Origin of the sequence: Sphingomonas trueperi (assembly GCF_040545965.1) — a bacterium.
Classification (GTDB): Bacteria; Pseudomonadota; Alphaproteobacteria; order Sphingomonadales; family Sphingomonadaceae; genus Sphingomonas; species Sphingomonas trueperi_C.
This window is the reverse complement of sequence record NZ_JBEPMV010000004.1, coordinates 210498-232918: the sequence shown is the minus strand read 5'-3', so window position 1 is coordinate 232918 and position 22421 is coordinate 210498. Positions and strand designations below refer to the sequence as shown.

The window sequence follows — 22421 nt, the reverse complement described above, 5'->3', positions numbered from 1 at the left end:
GCGGCATGGTTAACAAGACCTTGGCGCCGGTGAGGGCGCGTTCAGGGGGAACAACATGCTTCGCAAAACGGGTATCGCACTGGCGCTTTCCTGCGCCGTCATCGCGCCGGCCAACGCCCAGCTGGTGCTGCTGGCGCAAGGCCAGCTGACCGGCAGCGCCGCCGGCACCGGCAAGGATCTGTCGGGCCTCGGCTACACGCTGGAGAACGGCCTGTCCGCCAACATCCTGGGCGGTATCGGCTCGGGCCTCAGCTATGCCGGCGGCAACACCTTCCTGGCGGTGCCCGATCGCGGGCCCAACGCCACGGCCTATAACAGCCTGGTCGACGACACGACCTCGTACATCAGCCGCTTCCAGACGCTGAACATGACGCTCACCGCCTCGGTCGGCGGCGCGCTGCCCTTCACGCTGACGCCGCAGCTGCAGAAGACGACGCTGCTCTACAGCCGCACCGCGCTCAACTACGGCACCGGCGCCGGGCTCGGCACCAAGGCAGACGGTACTCCGCTCGGCTCGGGCGCGCCGGTGGTGAACAGCGCGGGACATTATTATTTCAGCGGCCGCTCGGACAATTACGGCGCCGGCACCTCGGCCAACCCCGCCAACGCCCGCTTCGATCCCGAGGCGATCCGCGTCTCGAACGACGGCAAGAGCGTGTTCATCTCGGACGAATACGGCCCCTATGTCCGCCAGTTCGACCGCGCGACCGGCGCGCTGGTCAAGACCTTCACGCTGCCGACCAACCTCGACGCCGCCAACCTCTCTCCCCACGGTGATACCGAGATCACCGGCAACACATTCGGCCGCGTCGCCAACAAGGGCATGGAAGGCCTGGCGATCACCCCCGACGGCAAGACGCTGGTCGGCATCATGCAGGCGGCACTCGAGCAGGATGCTGACAAGGCGGGCAAGCTGGTGCGCATCGTCACCATCGACATCGCGACGGGCACGACCCACGAATATGGCTACAAGCTCACCAACGGTTCGGGCGTGAGCGAGATCGTGGCGCTGAACGACCACCAGTTCCTGGTCGACGAGCGCGACGGCAAGGGCCTGGGCGACGGCTCCACCGCCAAGGTGAAGCAGCTGTTCCTGGTCGACCTGGCCGGCGCGACCGACATCACCAACCTCAGCGGCAAGGCGGCGCTGGAAAAGGCGGTGGCCAAGTCCTCCACGCCGTTCCTCGACCTGGTTGCCGAATTGGCCAAGCACGGCGTCACCGGCGCCAACGTGCCCGCCAAGATCGAAGGCGTCAGCTTCGGGCAGGACGTGGCGTATAACGGCGGGACCTATCACACGCTGTACCTCGCCAACGACAACGACTTCGTGCCGGGCGTGGCGGGCGCCAACCAGTTCTATGTGTTCGGCTTCCAGGACAAGGACCTGCCGGGATACGTCGCCCAGTCGGTGGCGGCGGTGCCGGAGCCGGGCGTGTGGGCGATGCTGATCGCCGGGCTGGGGATGATCGGCGGCATGCTGCGGCGTCGCGGCAAGGTCGCGCTGGCCTGAGACGGAGTGGGTGCGGGGCTCGGGCGGGCCCCGCATCGGCTGGCGCGCATAAAAATAACGTTTGCGCAACAAGCCTTTGTTTTGCGCGCTTGTGATGGATTTTCGACGCGCGTAGCACGTTCGGCGTCCATCCGGACGTCACGAAAGGGATTACGATGCGGAAGCTTGTCGTAACGATGGCGCTCGCCGCGGCCGCGCTCAGCACGCCGGCCCTCGCCAGCACTGATGCGCAGCACCTGCGTGCAGAAGGCGGCACGAAGCTCGCACTGCTTGGTATCGGGGCATCGAAGTTCCTGCCCGACGTGGAGAACCAGGGTGGCCATGTTCCGCCGAAGGTACTGCCGGATGGATCGAACTCTCTGCTTGATTTGGATCTGTCGGACTATTTGCCCGATGCGGAAAATCAGCACGATGAGCCTGTAGAGCCGACGCAGCCGAAGTAAGCATCCCCTGGCGGACGGGTTGTGCTGCGTTTGATTGCAGCTTTTCCCGTGCGGCGGCTTCAAAGGGCTGTCGGCGGAAGCGATCCCGCCGCTAGCGCTGGCGCCAGTGACGCGCGGCCGTATCGTCTCCTTTCTGGCGATCGGCCGCGCTTGGTCGGCTCGTAGCCCAAGTCGCTCCGACGGATTGGCGGAGGGGTTGCCGGTCTCCCGGCGCTCTGAGATAGTCGCGGCCGGGGAAGGGACCGCGTGACAATCACAGAATCGGGCGCGAGCGCGCGGTACGGCGCGTTCATCAGCTACAACCATGCCGATCGCGCCCGCGCGCGCTGGCTGCACCGCGCACTGGAGCGCTATCGCATTCCCGCCAAGCTGGTCGGGCGCGAGGCGGCGTTCGGGCCGGTGCCGCGGCGACTGGGGCGGATCTTCCGCGATCTCGACGAACTTTCCGCCGCCAGCGACCTCAGCACCGAGGTGCGCGCGGCGCTCGCCGACTCCGCTTGCCTGATCGTCGTCTGCACGCCCGCGGGTGCGGCCTCGCAATGGGTGGCGCGCGAGATCGCGCTGTTCCGCGAACTCCATCCCGATCGCCCGGTGCTCGCCGCGCTGTTCGCCGGCGAGCCGGCCGAGGCGCTGCCGCTGCCGCTGCGGCGCACCGCCGCCGGCGCGGAGACCGAGCCGCTCGCCGCCGATTTCCGCGAGGGCAAGGACGGCAGGCGGCTGGCATTGCTCAAGCTGGTCGCCGGCGCGGTGGGGGTGCCGCTCGACGCGCTGGTGCAGCGCGACGCGCAGGCGCGGGTGCGGCGCGTGACGGCCGTCACGGCGCTCGCGATTCTTTTGCTGCTAGCCATGGCCGGATTGACGATCCTGGCCGTGCGGGCCCGCGGGGAGGCGGAGGCTCGGCGTGCCCAGGCGGAGGGGCTGGTGGAATTCATGCTGACCGACCTGCGGGGCCGGCTGAAAGAGGTCGGCCGGCTCGACGTGCTTCGGGAAGCCAATGCGCGTGCGCTGCGCTATTATGGCGAGCAGGATCTGGCGACGCTGCCCCCCGACGTCCTCGCCCGCCGCGCCCGCGCGATCATGACGATGGGCGAGGATGCGATGGAGGCCAAGGAAACCCCCCGCGCCCGCGCCGCCTTCCTCCAGGCCAACCGCATCACCCATGCGCTGATCGACCGCCAGCCGAATCAGTACGATATCGTGTTCGCGCATGCGCAGAGCGAGTTCTATCTTGGCCTGCTGCACTTCAAGGCTGGGGAATTGGCGGCTGCCGAGCCACATTTAGAAGCTTACGCTACGCTTGCGCACCGATTGATGGCAATCAATCCTGTCGATCCGCGCAGCTCGGAAGAAATTTCCTATGCCACTGGCAATTTATGTGCACTTCGAATGAAGCAGCACGTGGCGGACCGGGCAGTAATACTCTGCAGCGAGGCTCTCCACATCACCGAGGCGATTGCGCGGCGTGAACCAAATTCGGAACAGAGGTGGAGGGATGTCGCCAACCGACAGGGATGGTTAGCAGATGCTCAGATAGACGCGGGTAAGCCCGATGCGGCACTCGAGCTGCGTCGGCAGCAGGTCGCGTTGCTCAAGCGATTGTTGGCGCAGGATCCACGCAACGCGCTCAATCGGCGTGTGTTGATCTGGGCAGAACGCGCTCTCGCTTCGGGAGAATACCGCCATGGCGACTCTGCGGGGGCAGTGCGGCGGATGCGCGCAGCAATTGCGGACCTCCGTACGATGACGGAGGCGGATACAGAAAATCAAGAACTCGCGGCTAGGTTGGGGGAGATGAAGGCTGAGTTAAGCCGAATCGAGGGGAAAAGTGAATGAATGGTCAATATCCGCTATCGATACTTCCGCCATCGTACATAAAACTGGTCAAGCGGTATCAGATATTTGCTAGCAGCAAGGGCGGTTACCCACTGAGTGATTTGAATTTTCATATCGAAGGGTATGAGGATGTCGATCGCTTTGGTAACGGAAAGCAAGTGACCGCGACGGATGACTTTACCAAGATCGTCCGCGACTTCGTGGCCGCGCCGCCGAACATCACGCCTATCCTCGTCGGCCCGACCACTCCCCCACCAACGCCGCTCGATATCGTCGTCCGCGAGCCTTGCTGCGTCATCTTCAAGCTGATCGGCGATTTCTGGGAATATACGCCGAATAGCCTCTATGTCAGCACGAAGCACGAATATCCGGACGGCAAGTATCGCCGTGCCTTCCCGCTGCTCGATAACAACGGCCGGATTTCTGCTGTCGGATTTTTCGTGGAGTACGTCACCAATCCGCAGGACCGCAAGACGTGCGAAGGGCTCAATCTGTACGTGGACTTTTTGCAAGGAGATATGCGCATGCCGACGATCATCGACCCGGATATTGAGAATCAAGGCGGCAACCATCCGCCGAAGCCGCCACAGCCGCCGCAGCCCGATGGCGACGAGTAATCGGCGTTTCACTGCAACGCTTTAGGGGAGTATGCCGGGTAGGATGACGTCGAGTGTGCTAGCGATAACGGCCCAGGCGCGTGCCGGTGCGCTCGATCTCGCCTGGCGGATGTTTCGCGACGCGGGGTATGACCGCGTCGCGGACGATCCCGCCGTGCTCAGCCTGCGCGGCAGGCTCCTCAAGGACGAGGCGCTGCTGCTCGCCGGCGAGGCCCGGCGGCAGCATGCCCGCGAAGCCGCCGCCGCCTATAGCGCGGCGGCGCAGCTGGCACCGGCCCCATACCCCCTCATCAACGCCGCGACGCTCGCGCTGATCGCCGGGGACATGGCGGGCAGCCGGGCGCTCGCCGCCGATGTCCAGGAACTGCTCCAGGCCGGCGTTCCCGACGAAACTCCCTATTGGCTCGGCGCGACCGAGGCCGAGGCGCTGCTGCTCGCCGGCGATCGCGATGCCGCCGAGACCGCGCTCGCCCGCGCGATCGGCGCGGCGCCGCTCGCCTGGGAGGACCATGCCTCGACGCTGCGCCAGTTCGGCGTGATCCTCGCCGAGCAGGGCGCGCCGGCGGCATGGCTCGATGCCTATCGCCCGCCGCGCAGCCTCCATTTCGCCGGCCATATGCGCCTGCCCGAGGACGTGGCGGCGCTTTCCGATTCGATCGATGCGCTGCTGGCGCAGGAGCGGGTGGGCTTCGGCTATGGCGCGCTCGCCGCCGGCGCCGACCTGCTGATCGCCGAGCGGCTGATCGCGCGCGGCGCCGAGCTCCATGTGGTGCTGCCCGGCGACGTCGCCGCGTTCGTCGATCGCTCGGTGCGCCCGCATGGCGACAGCTGGGTGACGCGCTTCGAGGCGGCGCTGGCCGAGGCCGCCAGCGTCCAGGAAATGGGCGAGGCGAGCCCGGGGGCGTTCATGCCCTCGGTCCGGCTCGCCGATCTCGTCGCGATGGGGCGCGCGGCGATGCATGCCGGGCTGCTCCAGTCCGAGGCGGTGCAGCTGCTGCTCGGCCCCGCCTCGGTCGACGAGGTCGGCCAGAGCGCGCATGCCGGCGGGCTGTGGCGCAAGGCAGGGCGGCGCCAGCACCTGCTGCCGCTGCGCGCGCCCTCGGGCCCGCAGGGCGCCGATCGCACCGCGCCGCAGGTGATCTCGGTGCTCGCGGTCGACCTGCTCGGCGGCGAGGGCGAGGACTTCGCCGCGCTCGACCGCGATGTCGCCGGGCGTCTGCCGGCGCTGCGCCAGGCGCTGTGCGCCACCCCGACGCTCGCCATCCGCTGGACCTCGCGGCGGCTGCTGATCGCGTTCGAGGGCACCAGCCATGCCTATGCCGCGGCGGTGCGGCTGTCGGCGACGCTGGGCGCGAGCGGGCCGTTCCGCCAGGCGCTCCACATCGGCCTCGCCACCTCGATCGACGATCCGGTGACCGGTGCGCCGGTGCTGCTGGGCGGCGCCTTCGACCTCGCCGAACGCCTGCTGGGGGTGACCACCGCCGGCGCTACCTTCGCCAGCGAAGCCTTCGCCGCCAGCCTCGCCGCGTGCGAGGCCGATGCCGGGCGGGCCGAACTGGTCGGCGAGATGGCGCTGGTCGGCCAGGCGCCGACGACGGTCTACGCGCTCAAGCCCCGGTTCAGACGATAAGCGCTTCGAGGCGGGCGGGGGCGACGATCTCCAGCCCGTCCTCGTGCCGCTGGACGATGCCGCGCCGCTCGAGCGCGGAGACGGCGCGGGACACGGTCTCGCGCGCCGTCTGTACCCGCAGCGCCAGGTCGGACAGTACCGGCAATGGGCGAATCCAGCGACCATCCTGCTCGCGGGCGAGGCGCAGCAGTTCGGCATGAACGCGGCCATTGGCGGAAAGCGTCAGCCGCGCGGAAACCAGCTGGCTGAGCGCGCCGAACTGGCGCACCATCGTCCGCGCGAGGACAAGCCCGACACAGGCATGGCGTTCGGCGAACGCGTAGAAGTCGGTGGTGGCGAAGCTGGCGATCTGGGTCGCCATAGTGGCGGTGCAGTCGCTCGCCTGCTCACGGCCGGGATCGACGCCGCCGAAGATGTCGCCGGGATGGTGCTCGGCGATCTGGAGCACGCGGCCGTCCAGCGTCACCATCGCGGCGCGGACATGGCCTTCGAGCAGCACCAGCACCCGCGCCAGCCGCTCGCCCTGGTGGACGACGGTGGCACCTTGCGGGCAGCGACGGAGCACCGCCGCCCCGGCCAGTTCGGCCGCGACCGCTTCGCTGCACGCGAAGAGTTGGGCGAACCGCGTCGCCAGGTCGATCTCGCTTGCCCCCACGCCCTGCGTTTCGATGTAAAACTGTGTTGCCACCATGTTGGCTGGCGCGCGGCATGGCAAGTCCGATCCGGAGGCAGGGGGTCGGATTTGGATGTTTTATCCTATATTCGTGCGGTCCATTCACACCGGCTGAAGATCGACCGCGAACAGCGCGCCGCCGCCTTCGGCGTCCATCGCTCGAATCGGCGCGGACATCGCACCGGCAAAGCCCTTGGCGATGGCGAGCCCCAGCCCGCTGCCGCCCGCCCGATCGCTGCCGGTGCCGCGCGCGAAGGTCTCGAAGATCGTCGCTTCCTCGCCAGGGGGCAGGCCCGGGCCATGGTCGCGCACCGCCAGCCGCACCGCATCGAGGCGGCGCTCGCCGAGGATCTCGATCGGGCCGTCGCCGCCATGCACCGCGGCGTTGGAGAGGAGGTTGAGCAGGATATGGTGGAGCAGTCGTGGATCGGCGCGGACCAGCGGCAGGTCGGGCGGCACGCGCAGCACCAGTTCGCGACCCGCCAGCACGTCGCGCAGGTCGTGAACGGCGGCGGCGGCGGCATCGGTGAGGTCGATCGGCTCGAGGCTGAGCGCCACCGCGCCGGCATCGATCCGCACCATGTCGATCAAATTGTCGAGAAAGCGCCGCAGCCGGGCGACTTCGGCGCGGGCGATGGCGGTGGCGGGCTCGTCGGGATGGGCATGGGCGAGCGCGTCCACCGCCGCCGCGACCGAGGTGAGCGGCGTCCGCAAATCATGGCCGATCGAGGAGAGCAGCGCCGCGCGCAGCCGATCGCGCTCGCGCAGCACCGAGACTTCGCGCACGTCCTGCTCCAGCCGCAGCCGCTCGTGCGCCAGCGCCGCCTGGCCGAGCAGCGTGGAGAGCAGCAGCGCCCGATCGGCGGTGATCGGCTCGCGGCCGTCGGGGGCGGCGAGGCCGATCACCGCGAGCACGCCCAGGCTGGTGCGCAAGGGGTGGAACTGCCAGTCCGCCGCGATCAGCGTGCCGGTCCCGACCCCGCCGGCCTCGCCGCTGCTCCACGCCCATTCGGCGGCGGCATGGTCCACCGCGCCCATCGGCGGCGCATCTTCCGGGCAGCTGGCGAGCCGCGTCAGCGCGCCGTCGCGCCGGATCAGCAGCAGCACCGACACGTCGAGCAGCCGGGCGATTTCCTCGCACACCACGCGGCTGGTGGTTTCGGTGTCGGAGGCGCGGGCGAGCGCCTGGCCGAAGGCGGCGACGGCGGCATTTTCCTGCGCGCTGCGCGTACCCAGCGTCGCCCGCGTGCGCAGCCGCCCGGTGAGGTTGGCGGTGAACAGCGCGATGCCGGTCAGCACGAAGAAGGTGAGCACGCTCTGCGGCTCGCCGATGGTGAAGGTGTAGAGCGGCGGCAGGAAGAAGAAGTTATAGGCAAGGCCCCCGATCATTGCCGTCGACACGCCCGGCCCGAAGCCCGAGCGGAAGGCGATCAGGATCACCGGCAGTAGAAAGAGGAGGTCGGTGCCGCCCGCGCCGATCAGCGGCAGCGTCAGCCGGCCGAGGATCACGGTCAGCGCCACGGCGAGCATGCCGAGCAGATGCTCCTGCCAGCGGCCGAGCGCGGGGAGGGCGGGGGCGCGTCGTTCGCGGACCCGCTCCTCGGTCGAGGGCAGGACGTGGACCGCGACGCCCTGGCTGGCGCGCAGCATCGACTCCACCACCGAGCCGTGGCGCAGCTCGAACCACCAGCTGCGGCGCGAGCGGCCGATCACCAGCTGCGTCGCGCGCATGCCGGAGAGGTGGGTGCGCAGCCCGTCGATCACGGTGGCGGCGGGCACGGTGGCGACCGTGGCGCCCAGGCTGCTCGCCAGTTGCAGCGTCTCGGCAACGCGGTGGCGCTGCTCGGGGCGGAAACGTTCGGCGCGCGGGGTCTCGATGAACACCACCTGCCAGGGCGCTTTCAACGCGTCGGAAAGCCGTTTGCCCGCCCGCACCAGCCCGTCCCCGCCGGGGAGTTCGCTCACTGCCACCAAGACGCGCTCACCCGCGGCAAAAGTGCCGGGCATCGCCAGCGCATCGAGATGGTCGAGCATTGCCCGATCGACGCTGAGCGCGGCGCGGCGCAGCGCCATTTCGCGCAGGGCCGACAGGTTCGCCTTGGAGAAGAAGTGCGCGAGCGCGCGGCTGGCCTCGGCGGGGACGTAGACCTTGCCCTCCTTCAGCCGGTCGATCAGCTCGTCGGGCGGCAGGTCGACCAGTTCGATCTCGGCATCGTCGAAGATCGCGTCGGGCACCGTTTCGCGCACCCGCACCCGGGTGACGCTCGCCACCACGTCGTTGAGGCTTTCGACATGCTGGACGTTGAGCGTGGTGTAGACATGGATGCCGGCATCGCGCAGCTCCTCCACGTCCTGCCAGCGCTTCGGGTGCCGGCAGCCGGGGGCGTTGGTGTGGGCGAGCTCGTCGACCAGCACCAGCGCCGGGCGGCGGGTGAGGATCGCGTCGAGATCCATTTCCTCCAGCCGGTGGCTCTGATGCTCGACGGCCTTGCGGGGCAGCACCTCGAAAGGCGCGACCAGCGCCTCGGTTTCGGCGCGGCCGTGCGTCTCGACCACGCCGATGACCACGTCCTTCCCGTCGCGCAGCCGCTCGGCGCCCTCGCGCAGCATCTCGAAGGTCTTGCCCACGCCGGGGGCCGCGCCGAGGAAGATCTTCAGCCGCCCGCGCGCCTCGCGCCGGGCTTCGCGCAGCAGCGCATCGGGATTGGGGCGGTCGTTCATCGCCGCACTTGGTAGTGCGGCCGCCCGCGCTGCGCCACGCCCCAACGCCTGACTATATGGAATCTTAATGCCCGGCCCCGGCATTCGCCGTCGAAGCTTAACGGCCGGCGGACCTAGATCGCGTGCCACACCGCCACCCGGCGGCATGAAGCAAGGGCCAACCCCATGTCCGACATTCTCTGGCTCGCCGCGCTCGGCGGGCTTTTCCTGCTGACGCTGGCCTTCGTCCAGCTGTGCGTGAAGGCCTGAGCGCATGGGCCTGCACCTGATGCTCGCCGGCGCGACCGCAGTCGCGCTGCTCCTCTACCTGGTCGCGGTGCTGCTGCGGCCCGAGCGTTTCTGACGAGGGCCGCATGACACTCCAAGGCTGGGGCTTCATCGCCCTGTTCGTCGCCATTCTGGCGGCCGCGGCCAAGCCGATGGGCCTGTGGCTCTTCGCACTCTACGAAGGCCGCCGCACCCCGCTCCACCGCGTGCTCGGCCCGGTCGAGCGCGGCATCTACCGCATCGGCGGCATCGACCCGAACGCCGAGCAGGGCTGGCGCGCCTATGCGCTGCACCTGATCCTGTTCAACCTCGCGCTCGCGCTGCTCACCTATGCGGTGCTGCGCCTGCAGGCAGTGCTGCCGTGGAACCCGCGCGGGCTTGCCGGCATGGGCGCGGACGGTGCGTTCAACACCGCGATCAGCTTCGCCACCAATACCAACTGGCAGGGCTATGCGGGCGAATCGACCCTCTCCAACCTGTCGCAGGCGCTGGGGCTGACGCTGCATAACTTCACTTCGGCCGCGACTGGCATCGCCATCGCGTTCGCGCTGTTCCGCGGTTTCGCGCGGAAGGAAGCGCGCGGCATCGGCAATTTCTGGGCCGATTTCACCCGCATTGTCCTATACCTGCTGCTGCCGATCTGCCTCGTCTACGCGCTGTTCCTGGTGGCGAGCGGCGTTCCGCAGACGCTGGCCAGCAGCATCGATGCGACCACGTTGGAAGGCGCGCGCCAGACGATCGTGCTGGGCCCCGTCGCCAGCCAGGAAGCGATCAAGATGCTTGGCACCAACGGCGGCGGCTTCTTCAACGCCAACTCCGCGCATCCCTTCGAGAACCCGAGCGCGCTAACCAATCTGGTGCAGATGCTGTCGATCTTTCTCGTCGGCGTCGGGCTAACCTGGACCTTCGGCAAGGCGGTGGGCGACACCCGTCAGGGCTGGGCCATCCTCGCCGCGATGGCGGTGCTGTTCCTCGGCGGCGTCGCGGTGACCTATGCGGCGGAGTCCGCCGGTAACCCGGCGCTACACGCGCTCCATGTCGCGGGTGCGAACATGGAGGGCAAGGAGACCCGCTTCGGCATCGTCGCCAGTTCGCTGTTCGCCGTAGTGACGACGGCAGCCTCGTGCGGCGCGGTCAATGCGATGCATGACAGCTTCACCGCGCTGGGCGGGCTGATCCCGCTGTTCAACATCCAGCTTGGCGAGATCGTCGTCGGCGGCGTCGGCGCGGGTATCTACGGCTTCCTGCTGTTCGCGATCCTCTCGGTGTTCGTCGCCGGGCTTATGGTGGGGCGCACCCCCGAATATGTCGGCAAGAAGATCGAGGCGCGCGAAGTGAAGCTGGCGGTGCTCGCCGTCGCGGTGCTGCCGCTGTGCATCCTGGGCGGCGCTGCGCTGGCCTCGGTGCTGCCGGCCGGCCTTGCAGGCATCGCCAACAACGGCCCGCACGGCTTCTCGGAAATCCTCTACGCCTTCACCTCCGCGACCGGCAACAACGGCTCGGCCTTTGCCGGCCTCTCGGCGAACACGCCCTTCTACAACGCCATGCTGGGCATCGCGATGTGGCTCGGCCGCTTCTTCGTGATCGTGCCGGTGCTGGCGATCGCCGGCAGCCTCGCCGCCAAGAAGCAGGTGGCGGGCGGCGTCGGCGCCTTCCCGACCACCGGCGTGCTGTGGGTGGGGCTGCTCGTCGGCATCATCCTGATCCTGGGCGGGCTCACCTTCCTGCCGAGCCTGGCGCTGGGGCCGATCGCCGATCACGTCACCCTGCTCCGCGGCCAGCTCTTCTGAGGACACGACCATGTCTGCACCCAAGTCCATTTTCGCGGCCGAGCTGATCGGCCCGGCCATCGGGGACGCGTTCCGCAAGCTTTCCCCACGCGAACTGATCCGCAACCCGATCCTGTTCACCACTGCGGTCGCAGCGCTGCTGCTCACCGTCCTGCTGGCGATCGGCGGCGAGCCGCTGCCGGTGGGGTTCCAGGTCCAGCTGATCGTCTGGCTGTGGCTCACCGTGCTGTTCGGCACCTTCGCCGAGGCGCTGGCCGAGGGCCGCGGCCGCGCCCAGGCGGCGTCGCTGCGCGCCACCAAGTCCGAGCTGGAGGCCAAGAAGCTCACCGGCGTCGGCGAGACCTGGCGCAAGGTCGAGGCGCATCTGCTCCAGCGCGATGACCTAGTCCTGGTCGAGACCGGTGACCTGATCCCGGCCGACGGTGAAGTCGTCGAGGGCGTCGCCTCGGTCAACGAGGCCGCGATCACCGGCGAAAGCGCGCCGGTGATCCGCGAGGCAGGTGGCGACCGCTCCGCCGTCACTGCCGGCACCCGCGTCATCTCGGACAAGATCATCCTCCGCGTCACCCAGGATCCCGGCAAAGGTTTCCTCGACCGGATGATCGCGCTGGTCGAAGGCGCCGAGCGCCAGAAGACCCCGAACGAGATCGCGCTGACCATCCTGCTCGTCGGCCTGACGATCATCTTCCTGATCGCCGTGGGCACGATCCCGGCCTTCGCCACCTATGCCGGCGGCGCGATCCCGGTGGCGGTGCTGGCCGCGCTGCTGATCACGCTGATCCCGACGACCATCGCTGCGCTCCTTTCCGCGATCGGCATCGCGGGCATGGACCGGCTGGTGCGCTTCAACGTGCTCGCCAAGTCCGGCCGCGCGGTGGAGGCGGCGGGTGACGTCGACGTGCTGCTGCTCGACAAGACCGGCACCATCACTATCGGTGACCGCCAGGCGAGCGCCTTCCATCCGCTGACGGGCGTCGAAGAACGCACGCTGGCCGAGGCTGCGCTCACCGCCAGCCTCGCGGACGAGACGCCCGAGGGCCGCTCGATCGTGACCCTGGGCCGCGAGAAGTTCGCCTTCGACGCGAAGCTGGATGCCGCGGCGGAAGTGATCCCTTTCACCGCGCAGACCCGCAGCTCGGGCGTGCGCCAGGGCGACACGGTGATCCTGAAGGGCGCGGTGGACTCCATCCTCAAGATGGATCCGGACGCTGCCGGTGCCGCCGAACTCAAGCGCATCACCGACGGCATCGCACGCGGCGGGATGACCCCGCTGGCGGTGGTCCGGAACGGCCGTCTGCTCGGCGCGGTGGCGCTGAAGGACGTCGTCAAGGCCGGGGTGCGCGAGCGCTTCGCCGAGCTGCGCCGGATGGGCATCCGCACAGTGATGATCACCGGCGACAACCCGCTTACCGCAGCCGCCATCGCTGCCGAGGCGGGCGTGGACGATTTCCTTGCGGAAGCTACCCCCGAGGACAAGCTCGCGCTGATCCGCCAGGAACAGCAGGGCGGCAAGCTCGTCGCGATGTGCGGCGACGGCACCAACGACGCACCGGCGCTCGCCCAGGCCGATGTCGGCGTGGCGATGAACACCGGCACCCAGGCGGCGCGCGAGGCGGGCAACATGGTCGATCTCGACAGCGATCCGACCAAGCTCATCGAAATCGTCGGGCTGGGCAAGCAGCTGCTGATGACCCGCGGCGCGCTCACCACCTTCTCGATCGCCAACGACGTCGCGAAATATTTCGCGATCATCCCGGCGATGTTCGTCGCGCTCTATCCCGGCCTCGGCGTGCTCAACGTGATGGGCCTGTCGAGCCCGACCAGCGCGATCCTGTCGGCGGTGATCTTCAACGCGATCATCATCCCGTTCCTGGTGCCGCTGGCGCTCAAGGGCGTGACCTACAAGCCGATGGGCGCTGGCCAGCTGCTTGCCCGCAACCTCGCAATTTATGGCCTGGGCGGCCTCATCGCTCCGTTCATCGGCATAAAAGTAATCGATGTGGCGGTCGCCGCGCTCCACCTCGCCTGAGGATTTTAACTCCCATGTTCCGTACGTTTCTTTCGTTCGCGTCGCTCACCGTCGCCGCCGCTCCGGCCTTCGCGCAGGACAGCGTGCCTGCCGGTCCGGCGGCCGCGCCGGCAGCTCCGTCGCTCTGCACCGACCGCCCGACCAAATCGAACTTCGCGTGCACCGTGCCCCAAGGCATGGTCCAGCTCGAGACCGATCTCGGCAACTGGACCCGTACCGATGCAGGCGACACCCGCGTCGACACGATCCTCTACACCAACCCGACGCTCAAATACGGTCTCACCGGCTCGACCGACATCGAGGCGAGCATCGCGCCCTATGCAACCGTCCGCACCCGCACCGCGGAGGGCACCCAGACGCTGCACGGCGTCGGCGACCTCACGCTGCGGCTGAAGCAGCGGCTCACCGATCCGGCGGGGCAGGTGCAGATTGCGCTGCTGCCCTTCGTCAAGATCCCCACGGCGAGGACGGGCATCGGCAATGGCCAGACCGAGGGCGGCGTGGCCGTGCCGATCAACATCGCGCTGCCCAAGGGCTTCACGCTCACCTTCGGCCCGGAAGGCGATGTGCTCGCCGACAGCGACGGGCATGGCCATCACGCGCAGCTCGTCGGCACCGCCAATCTCGGCAAGGCGATCACGTCGAAGTTCACGCTGATCGGCGAGTTCTGGGTGGCCCGCAACTTCGATCCGGCGGCCTATGTCACCCAGACCTCCGCCGATGTCGCTGCAAGCTATCTGCTGCGGCCGACGCTGCAGCTCGATCTCGGCGCCAATTTCGGCCTGAACCAGTCCACCCCCGATGCCCAGGTCTATCTGGGCGTCTCCACCCGCTTCTGAGGAGGCTTTCGCCATGCGTTCCGATCTCGTTTCCGGCCTCCGTCCGACGCTTCTGTTCACCCTGATCTTCGCCGCGCTGCTGGGGATCGTCTATCCGCTCGTGGTGACCGGCGCGGGGCAGCTGCTCTTCCCAGCCCAGGCCAATGGCTCGCTGGTGCGCGACGATGCCGGCACGCTGCGCGGCTCGATGCTGCTGGGGCAGAGCTTCGCCGGGCCCCGCTATTTCCAGGGTCGGCCGTCGGCGGCAGGCAATGGCTATGACCCGCTGGCCTCGAGCGGCTCCAACCTGGGGCCGGCCTCGAAGAAGCTGGTCGACCGGGTGACCGCCGACCAGAAGCGCCTCGGCGCCGATGCCCCGGCCGATCTGCTTCAGGCATCGGGCTCGGGCCTCGATCCTGAGATCAGCCCCGAAGCGGCGCGCTTCCAGGTCGCCCGCGTCGCCAAGGCGCGCGGCATCGCGCCCGATCGCGTCGCGCAGCTGGTCGACGCCAACGTGCAGGGCCGCCTGTTCGGCATTATCGGCGAGCCGCGGGTCAACGTGCTCGCCCTCAATCTGGCGCTCGACCAGCAGGGCGGCGCTCGCTAAGCGACGCTATGGCGAGCGCAACCAAGGTCCTGATCGTCGAGGACGACAGCCATATCCGGCGGCTGCTGCGCGGGGCGCTCACCCGCGCGGAGCACCAAGTGATCGAAGCGGCGACCGCGCGCGAGGCGATCGCCGCCTTCGGCATCGACAAGCCCGACGCCGTGCTGCTTGATCTCGGCCTGCCCGATCGCGACGGCATCGAGCTGATCCAGCAGGCCAAGGCGGGCGGGGCGGCGGTGATCGTCGTCTCGGCGCGTACCGACACCAGCGAGAAGGTCGCCGCGCTCGACCTGGGGGCGGACGATTACTGCACCAAGCCGTTCGACACCGAGGAACTGCTCGCCCGCCTGCGCACCGCGCTGCGCCACCGGATCGCCGGATTGGCCGAGCGCGAGCAACTGGTGGTGGGAAGCGTCGAGATCGACCTGCTCCATCGTCGCGTGCGCAAGGATGGGGAGGCGGTGCATCTGGCCCCCAAGGAATATGGCGTGCTGGCGCTGCTCGCGGCGCATCCCGATCGGGTGATCGCGCATGGCCAGCTGCTCCGCGACGTATGGGGCCCTGCGCATGTCCAGCAGCTCGACTATCTGCGCATCGTCGTGCGCAACCTGCGCCAGAAGCTGGAGGCGGACCCGAGTCGGCCGCAGCTGATCGTCAACGAGCCCGGCGTGGGCTACCGGCTTGTGGTGGCCTAGGCTCCGTATCCTCCGGGGGAGGATAGGTGCGCACAGCGGCCTCTTCTTCTTACCCGTTCTTTCCCCGAGCCGCGCGCGAATGACAACGTTTGCACAACAAACTCAGTTTGTTGCTGCCCGCTGCTGAAAAGCCACAACAGCCCGCTCGCATTTAATTGACAATTTGTTTTTCTATTGCGAAACCCTCCGCAAGAACCGCGAACTCAGATCTGACAGCGCGGTCACAAACAACCGACCGGGCCTGGGGGTCGTCGGGTGCAAAGAGGGAGAAGGATCGTGTCCTACGGCAATCTGTTTCGTTCGTCGGTGTCTGCGCGCCAGCGGCTGCTGACCCAGCTGATGCTCGGCACCAGCCTGTGTGCCGCGCTGCCCGGGCTGGCCTTCGCCCAGGCCGCGACGCAGCAGCCGCAGGCCGGCAACACGTCCGCGCCGCAGAACGCCGCGCCCGGCGACAGCGAGGGCGACATCGTCGTCACCGGCTACCGCGCCTCGATCGAGACCAGCCTGGCGCAGAAGCGCGATGCCAATGCGTTCGTCGACGTGATCACCGCCGAGGATGTCGGCAAGTTCCCCGACAAGAACGTGGCCGACGCGCTCCAGCGCGTGCCCGGCGTGGTGATCGAGCGCGACGGCGGCGAAGGCAGCCGGGTGAGCATCCGCGGCCTCAGCTCCGACCTGACGCTGACCGAACTCAACGGCAACTTCATCGCCTCCGCGGATTCGGGCGATCCCTCGCGCAGTTTCAATTATCTGCTGCTCCCGGCGAACCTGATCGGCAGCGTCGAGGTGTTCAAGTCGTCCGAAGCCCGGCTCGACGAAGGCGGCGTCGGCGGCGTGATCATCAACCACACGCGGCGCCCGTTCGACCTCAAGCCCTGGTCGGGCAACGTCCAGGTCGAGGGCACCTATTCGGACGTCACCAAGAAGGTCGAGCCCAGCGTCTCAGGCTTGCTCTCCTGGCACAACGAGGCAAAGACCTTCGGCTTGTTGCTTGGCGCCACCTACCAAGTGCGCACCAACCGCACGCTGAGCGCCGCCACCGAGAGCTGGCACTGGTGGACGGACAAGGCAAATCGCAAGGCGGCGACAGACGTCAACGGCAAGACCTACGCCAATGACAGTGCCATCTCCTATTGGGACGGGGGCGTGACCACCCAAGGCGGCACGCATTATAATGGCTATTGGGCGCCGCAGTCGGTCGACGAGACGGTGCTGATCGAGAAGCGCAAGCGGCTGGGCATCCAGGCGACCGCGCAGTGGCAGCCGTTCGAGGGCCTGAACCTCACCGCCAACTATTTCCGCTTCCAGCTCAACGGCGACAACGTCTCCAACCTCATTAAAATCCCAGAATGGGGCTATGACAACTTCTTCACCGGCGCGAAGTTCGACAAGAGCGGCACGGTTCTAACTTCGGCGACCTTCCAGGTGCCGCCGGACGGCACCGCCTGCCGTACCGGCGACGATGCCTGCACGATGGAAACCCCGGCTATGCAGAGCTATTATGCCCGCCAGAAGACGGTCTCGAACACCTACGACCTGCACGGCGACTATACGCATGATCGCCTGACCGTGTCGTTCGCCGGCGGCAAGACGCGTGCGACCGGCGGCCCGTCGTTCCAGTTCTATGCCCAGGCCAAGCCACGGCTGGTGGTCGGCAATGGCCTTGCTAATCGCGTCAACGGCAACATGCTCAGCCAGTGGAGCTTCACCGACCAGTCGGTGGCGATGCAGTTCTCGCCGGAACTGCAGCAGAACCTGATGAAGGGCATCTCGCAGGTCGACCTCGGCTCGACCGGCTCGGGCTATACCAACAGCGCGATCGAGCAGAAATATGCCCAGATCGACCTGACCCGCCGGTTCGACAGTTTCATCGACTCGATCCAGGTCGGTGCCAAGTGGCGTGAGGGCAAGGTGGAGCGCCAGACCGGGCGGTTCGAATGGTACTCGGATGCGGCAGGCACGCTGCGCTACCAGGATACCGCGGGCGCCGCGGTCACCCAGCCGGCCTTCTTCCAGACCCAGCCGATCGGCAACATCGCGGGTGGCTTCTCGACGAGCGTTTTCCCGGCGTTCAACATGGACAACTACCTGGCCTATCTGAACAAGACCTATAACGGTCCGGTCCGCGTGCCCGAGCCGGAAAACCGCTACGACATCAAGGAGCGGATCTGGGCGGGCTATGCCCAGGCGAACTTCAAGATGAACAATGTGCGCGGCAATATCGGCCTGCGTGTGGTGAGCACCAAGCAGTCGGGCGTCTCGACCGACGTGATCTATTACGAGAATGACTATTGCGAGAATCGTAACGGTGACCCGTTCACGCCGCCCGAGGTTGGCCCCGACGGGAACTGCAAGGTGCTGAAGCTCGATCAGCGCGAAGTGAAGGTGTTCAGCCCGAATGACGAGTCCAAGCGCTACACGGACTTCCTGCCTAGCTTCAACATCTCGTGGGACGTTACGCCGAACCTGCTGGTCCGCGGTGCGGCATCGAAGGTTATCGCGCGGCCGGGCTATGGTGATCTGGCCGGCTCGCGGTCGCTGACGTTCAATTCCGACGCGTTCGTCTATGACCGCGCCCAGTTCGGTGCGCGGCCCGGCTGGTTCGGCAGCGGCGGCAACTTCAACCTTAAGCCGTTCAAGGCGTGGCAGTATGACGTCGGTGTGGAATGGTATTTCCACCGTGGCTCGGTGCTAGGCGGCACGCTGTTCCGCAAGGACGTGTCGGACTTCATCGTGCCGCTGGTGCTCGACGTGCCGAGCACCGTTGCCGGCAACACCGTGACCGTGCAGCAATATTCGACCCAGGCGAACGGTTCGAACGCCGTGTCGCAGGGCGTCGAGCTCTATGCGCAGCACACGCTGCCCTTCGGTCTCGGCGCGCAGGTGAACTTCACCTATAACGACACTTCGGTCGCCGAGATCACGCTGGACGGCAAGAAGGTGGGCGACTCCCCGCTGGTCGGCAGTGCCAAGACGCAGATCAACGGTTCGATCTTCTACGAAAACAAGAAGCTACTGCTGCGTGCTTCGTATAATCGTCGCGGCGAGCGGGTCGGCGGCATCCAGTCGGGCCTGAACGTCTATTCGGATCCGTACGAGCAGATCGATCTCAACGCCTCGTACAATTTCTTCGAGAACCTGCAGCTGACTGCCTCGGTGATCAACCTCACCAAGTCGGAGGAGCGGGCGCATCTCGGCAACGACACCGACGCCCGCTTCATCAGCAACCAATATACCGGGCGCCGCGCCTATCTGGGCCTCGCCTACAAATTCTGATCAACCCCCCCTCTGGCGGGGCGGCCATGTGCTGCCCCGCCACCTTTTTAATCCGCTTTTCACGCCGCGGATCGGCCAAGGAGAGGCTCATGCGATCGAAGCTCCGCCGGGCGCTCGCCCTTCTCGCCCTGATGGCGCCGCTCGCCGCCTCCGCGTCCAACCCGATCGTGCGCGGCTGGTATGCCGATCCCGAGATCCGGGTATTCGACGGGCAATATTGGATCTACCCCACCTATTCCGCCGATGACGGCGCGCCCGATCGCACCCGGCGCTTCACCCCTGGGCAGGAAGAGGCACGCAAGCGCAAGACGGTGCGGCCCTCCTACGCCTACCAGACCTTCTTCAACGCCTTCTCGTCGCCCGATCTCGTTCACTGGACCAAGCACCCCCACGTCCTCGACGTGACGCGGATTTCCTGGGCGGCCTATGCGATCTGGGCGCCCTCGGTGATCGAGGCGCAGGGGCGCTATTACATGTTCTTCTCCGCCAACGACATCCAGAGCGACAAGGAAGAGGGCGGCATCGGCCTCGCGGTGAGCGACAAGCCGGGCGGACCATTCCGCGACGCGCTCGGCAAGCCGCTGATCGGCGGATTCCACAATGGCGCGCAGCCGATCGACCCCTTCGTGTTCCGCGACACCGACGGGCAGGTCTATCTCTATTATGGCGGCTGGCGGCACTGCAACGTGGTGCGGCTGAGCAAGGACCTGCGCCGCGTCCTGCCCTATCCCGACGGTTCGACCTGGAAGGAGATCACGCCGCCGGGCTATGTCGAGGGCTCCTTCGTCATCAAGCGCAAGGGGGTCTATTATTTGATGTGGTCCGAAGGCGAATGGACGGGATCGGACTACCGCGTCGCCTATGCGACCGGGCCGAGCCCCATCGGTCCGTTCACCCCGCGCGGCACCATCCTCCAGGAAGATCCCAGTATCGCACGCGGGGCGGGGCACCATTCGGTGGTCAACGTTCCCGGCACCGATCGCTGGTACATCGCCTATCACCGCCGTCCGCTCGCCGACCAGCAGGGTGAGCATCGCGAGCTCGCCATCGATCGCATGACCTTCAATCCGGACGGCTCGATCCAGCCGGTTCGGCTTACCAACGACGGCGTCGCGCCCGAACCGCTCCGCCGTACCCGCACCCATTGACGACGCGCCCAGCCAAAGGAACCCTCGTGCCCCTTTTCTCCGCCAAGCCGCTCCGCGCCGCCGCCTTCGCGCTTCTCGCCAGCGTCGCCACGCTGCCCGCGATCGCGCAGCAATCCGATCGCAGTGAGGCGCTGGTCGATCTGGTCAACCCGCTGATGGGCACCGATTCCACCTATGAGCTGTCCTACGGCAACACCTATCCCGCAGTAGCCGTGCCCTGGGGCATGAATTTCTGGACGCCGGTCACCGGCAAACCCGGGAGCGGCTGGGGCTATATGTACCATGACAACAAGATCAACGGGATCAAGCAGACCCACCAGCCCAGCCCGTGGATGAACGACTATGCCGCCTTCTCGCTGATGGCGGAGACCGGCCCGGTGCGGATCCGCGAGGCCGAGCGTGCCTCCTGGTACAGCCACAAGGCCGAGGAGAGCCACCCGTACAGCTACCGCGTCTACCTCGCCGACTATGACGTGACCGCGGAAGTGGCACCCACCGCGCGCGCCGCGCAGTTCCGCTTCACCTTTCCCAAGGCCGACGACGCGCACATCGTGCTCGACGCGTTCGCCGGCGGATCGAGCGTCACGATCGATCGCGCGCGGCGGCGGATCAGCGGCTGGGTGCGCAACAACCATGGCGGAGTGCCGGGCAATTTCCGCAACTATTTCGTCGCCGAGTTCGACCATGACTTCACGGTCAGCCGCAGCTGGGACGACAATTGGCAGCTCACCGCCGACGCGCAGCGCGAAGGCAACCATGTCGGCGCGGTGGTGAGCTTCGCCACCCGCGCGGGCGAGCAGGTGCACGTCAAGGTCGCCTCGTCGTTCATCAGCCCCGAACAGGCCGAGCGCAATCTCGCCAGCGAGATCGGCGGCGACGGCTTCGAGCAGACCAAGGCCAAGGCCAAGGCGGCATGGGAAAAGGAGCTCGGCCGCGTCCGCGTGACCGACCCCAATCTCGACAATCGCCGCACTTTCTATTCGGCGCTCTACCGCATGCTGCAATTCCCGCGCATGTTCTACGAGATCGATGCGCAGGGCCGCCAGGTCCATTACAGCCCCTATGACGGGCAGGTGCATCCCGGCCCGATGTATACCGACAACGGCTTCTGGGACACGTGGCGCGCGGTCTTCCCCTGGTTCGCGCTGATGTACCGGGAACGCGACGCCGAGATCATGCAGGGCCTCGTCAACACCTACAAGGAAGGCGGCTGGCTGCCCGAATGGGCGAGTCCGGGCTATCGCGACGTGATGATCGGTTCCAACTCGGCGAACCTGATCGCCGATGCATACCTCAACGGCGTGCGCGGTTTCGACATCGAACCGCTCTACGAGGCGATGGTCAAGAACGCGACGACCAGCCAGGGCCGGCCGAAGGACAAGAACGGCAATGTCGTCGGCGCGGTCGGGCGCGAGGGCGTCGAGTACTATAACCAGCTCGGCTATGTGCCCTATGACGTCGGCATCAACGAGAATGCCGCGCGCACGCTCGAATACGCCACCGCCGATTTCTCGCTGTCGCGACTCGCCGCGGCGCTGGGCAAGAAGGACGATGCCCGCCTCTATGCCGAGCGCGCGCAGAACTTCCGCAAGCTCTACGATCCCGAGAGCGGCTGGATGCGCGGCCGCAACAAGGACGGGTCGTGGGAGACGCCGTTCAATCCGTACAAATGGGGCGACGCCTTCACCGAGGGCAATGCGCTGCACTACAGCTGGTCGGTGATGCAGGACGTCCAGGGCCTTATCGACCTGATGGGCGGCGACGCCAAGTTCGTCGACCGGCTGGACTCGGTGTTCGCCACCGCACCGATCTTTGACGACAGCTATTACGGCCAGGTGATCCACGAGATCCGCGAGATGCAGATCGTCGACATGGGCCAGTACGCCCATGGCAACCAGCCGATCCAGCACATGATCTATCTGTACGACTGGGCCGGCGCGCCTTGGAAGACGCAGGCCCATGTCCGCGACGTGATGCGCAAGCTCTATGCCGCGACCCCGGACGGCTATCCGGGGGACGAGGATAACGGCCAGACCTCGGCCTGGTACGTCTTCTCGGCGCTCGGCTTCTATCCGGTGACGCCGACGGTCGGGCAGTATGCGGTCGGCAGCCCGCTGTTCCGCAACGTGAAGCTCACCATGCCGGGCGGCAAGGTGCTGACGATCGAGGCGACCAACAACAGCGCCGAGAATGTCTACATCCAGTCCGCCACGCTGAACGGCCGCGCCTACACCAAGCCCTGGCTGTCGCGCGAGGCGCTGCAGGCGGGCGGCACGCTGCGCTTCGTAATGGGGCCGACGCCGAACAAGGCCTGGGGCGCGCGCAAGGCCGATGCGCCCTTCTCGATGAGCGCGCCCAAGTGAG

General features: G+C 67.2%; 15 protein-coding genes and 2 pseudogenes. 15 read left to right on the top strand and 2 right to left on the bottom strand.

Features of this window, described 5'->3' with window-relative positions; translation table 11 throughout:
- Positions 1 to 55: 55 nt before the first annotated feature.
- The 6 genes and pseudogenes from ABIC35_RS12655 to ABIC35_RS12635 form a co-directional block, all read left to right on the top strand.
- Positions 56 to 1315, top strand: a pseudogene (locus ABIC35_RS12655) (esterase-like activity of phytase family protein); the annotation flags it as partial.
- 90 nt (positions 1316 to 1405) lie between these two features.
- Positions 1406 to 1510 (top strand): annotated as a pseudogene (locus ABIC35_RS21710) (PEPxxWA-CTERM sorting domain-containing protein); the annotation flags it as partial.
- Between the two features lie 155 nt (positions 1511 to 1665).
- On the top strand, positions 1666 to 1953 hold the full coding sequence (locus tag ABIC35_RS12650; protein WP_147425809.1) for a hypothetical protein: 288 nt from the start codon (positions 1666 to 1668) through the stop codon (positions 1951 to 1953).
- 246 nt (positions 1954 to 2199) lie between these two features.
- Positions 2200 to 3786, top strand: a complete 1587-nt coding sequence (locus tag ABIC35_RS12645; protein WP_354278466.1) for a toll/interleukin-1 receptor domain-containing protein — start codon at positions 2200 to 2202, stop codon at positions 3784 to 3786.
- Positions 3783 to 4403: a nucleotide synthetase gene (locus tag ABIC35_RS12640; protein ID WP_147425807.1), complete on the top strand. Its 621-nt coding sequence runs from the start codon at positions 3783 to 3785 to the stop codon at positions 4401 to 4403. Before ABIC35_RS12645 ends, ABIC35_RS12640 begins: the two co-directional genes overlap by 4 nt.
- A 55-nt stretch (positions 4404 to 4458) precedes the next feature.
- Positions 4459 to 6033: a tetratricopeptide repeat-containing protein gene (locus ABIC35_RS12635; RefSeq protein WP_147425806.1), complete on the top strand. Its 1575-nt coding sequence runs from the start codon at positions 4459 to 4461 to the stop codon at positions 6031 to 6033.
- Here ABIC35_RS12635 and ABIC35_RS12630 read toward each other — a convergent pair.
- Both ABIC35_RS12630 and ABIC35_RS12625 read right to left on the bottom strand, forming a co-directional pair.
- On the bottom strand, positions 6023 to 6721 hold the full coding sequence (locus tag ABIC35_RS12630; protein ID WP_183049260.1) for a Crp/Fnr family transcriptional regulator: 699 nt from the start codon (positions 6719 to 6721) through the stop codon (positions 6023 to 6025). The genes ABIC35_RS12635 and ABIC35_RS12630 overlap by 11 nt on opposite strands.
- Before the next feature lie 87 nt (positions 6722 to 6808).
- Complete coding sequence (locus ABIC35_RS12625; protein ID WP_121072298.1) at positions 6809 to 9427, bottom strand: DUF4118 domain-containing protein; 2619 nt, start codon at positions 9425 to 9427, stop codon at positions 6809 to 6811.
- A gap of 253 nt (positions 9428 to 9680) precedes the next feature.
- Here ABIC35_RS12625 and kdpF point away from each other — a divergent pair, with 253 nt between their 5' ends.
- The 9 genes from kdpF (at position 9681) to ABIC35_RS12580 (ending at position 22420) form a co-directional block, all read left to right on the top strand.
- Complete coding sequence (gene kdpF / locus ABIC35_RS12620) at positions 9681 to 9770, top strand: K(+)-transporting ATPase subunit F (RefSeq protein WP_121072296.1); 90 nt, start codon at positions 9681 to 9683, stop codon at positions 9768 to 9770.
- Between the two features lie 10 nt (positions 9771 to 9780).
- Positions 9781 to 11484, top strand: a complete 1704-nt coding sequence (kdpA, locus tag ABIC35_RS12615) for a potassium-transporting ATPase subunit KdpA (protein ID WP_121072295.1) — start codon at positions 9781 to 9783, stop codon at positions 11482 to 11484.
- Positions 11485 to 11494: 10 nt separating this feature from the next.
- Complete coding sequence (gene kdpB / locus ABIC35_RS12610; RefSeq protein WP_121072293.1) at positions 11495 to 13513, top strand: potassium-transporting ATPase subunit KdpB; 2019 nt, start codon at positions 11495 to 11497, stop codon at positions 13511 to 13513.
- Between the two features lie 14 nt (positions 13514 to 13527).
- Positions 13528 to 14352, top strand: coding sequence for a transporter (locus ABIC35_RS12605; protein WP_121072291.1), 825 nt, complete (start codon positions 13528 to 13530; stop codon positions 14350 to 14352).
- A 13-nt stretch (positions 14353 to 14365) separates the two neighbouring features.
- Positions 14366 to 14938 carry a potassium-transporting ATPase subunit KdpC gene (gene kdpC / locus ABIC35_RS12600; RefSeq protein ID WP_121072289.1) on the top strand — a complete coding sequence of 191 codons (573 nt, stop codon included), beginning with the start codon at positions 14366 to 14368 and terminating at the stop codon, positions 14936 to 14938.
- 8 nt (positions 14939 to 14946) lie between these two features.
- The gene (locus ABIC35_RS12595; RefSeq protein WP_121072287.1) at positions 14947 to 15633 is read left to right on the top strand and encodes a response regulator; all 687 of its coding nucleotides are present in this window, start codon (positions 14947 to 14949) and stop codon (positions 15631 to 15633) included.
- A 276-nt stretch (positions 15634 to 15909) separates the two neighbouring features.
- Positions 15910 to 18909, top strand: a complete 3000-nt coding sequence (locus tag ABIC35_RS12590) for a TonB-dependent receptor (RefSeq protein WP_354278465.1) — start codon at positions 15910 to 15912, stop codon at positions 18907 to 18909.
- An 89-nt stretch (positions 18910 to 18998) separates the two neighbouring features.
- Positions 18999 to 20057, top strand: coding sequence for a glycoside hydrolase family 43 protein (locus ABIC35_RS12585; protein ID WP_121072285.1), 1059 nt, complete (start codon positions 18999 to 19001; stop codon positions 20055 to 20057).
- 26 nt (positions 20058 to 20083) lie between these two features.
- A complete protein-coding gene (locus ABIC35_RS12580; RefSeq protein ID WP_121072283.1) occupies positions 20084 to 22420 on the top strand; it encodes a GH92 family glycosyl hydrolase in 2337 nt (778 codons plus the stop codon).
- Position 22421: the final 1 nt, after the last annotated feature.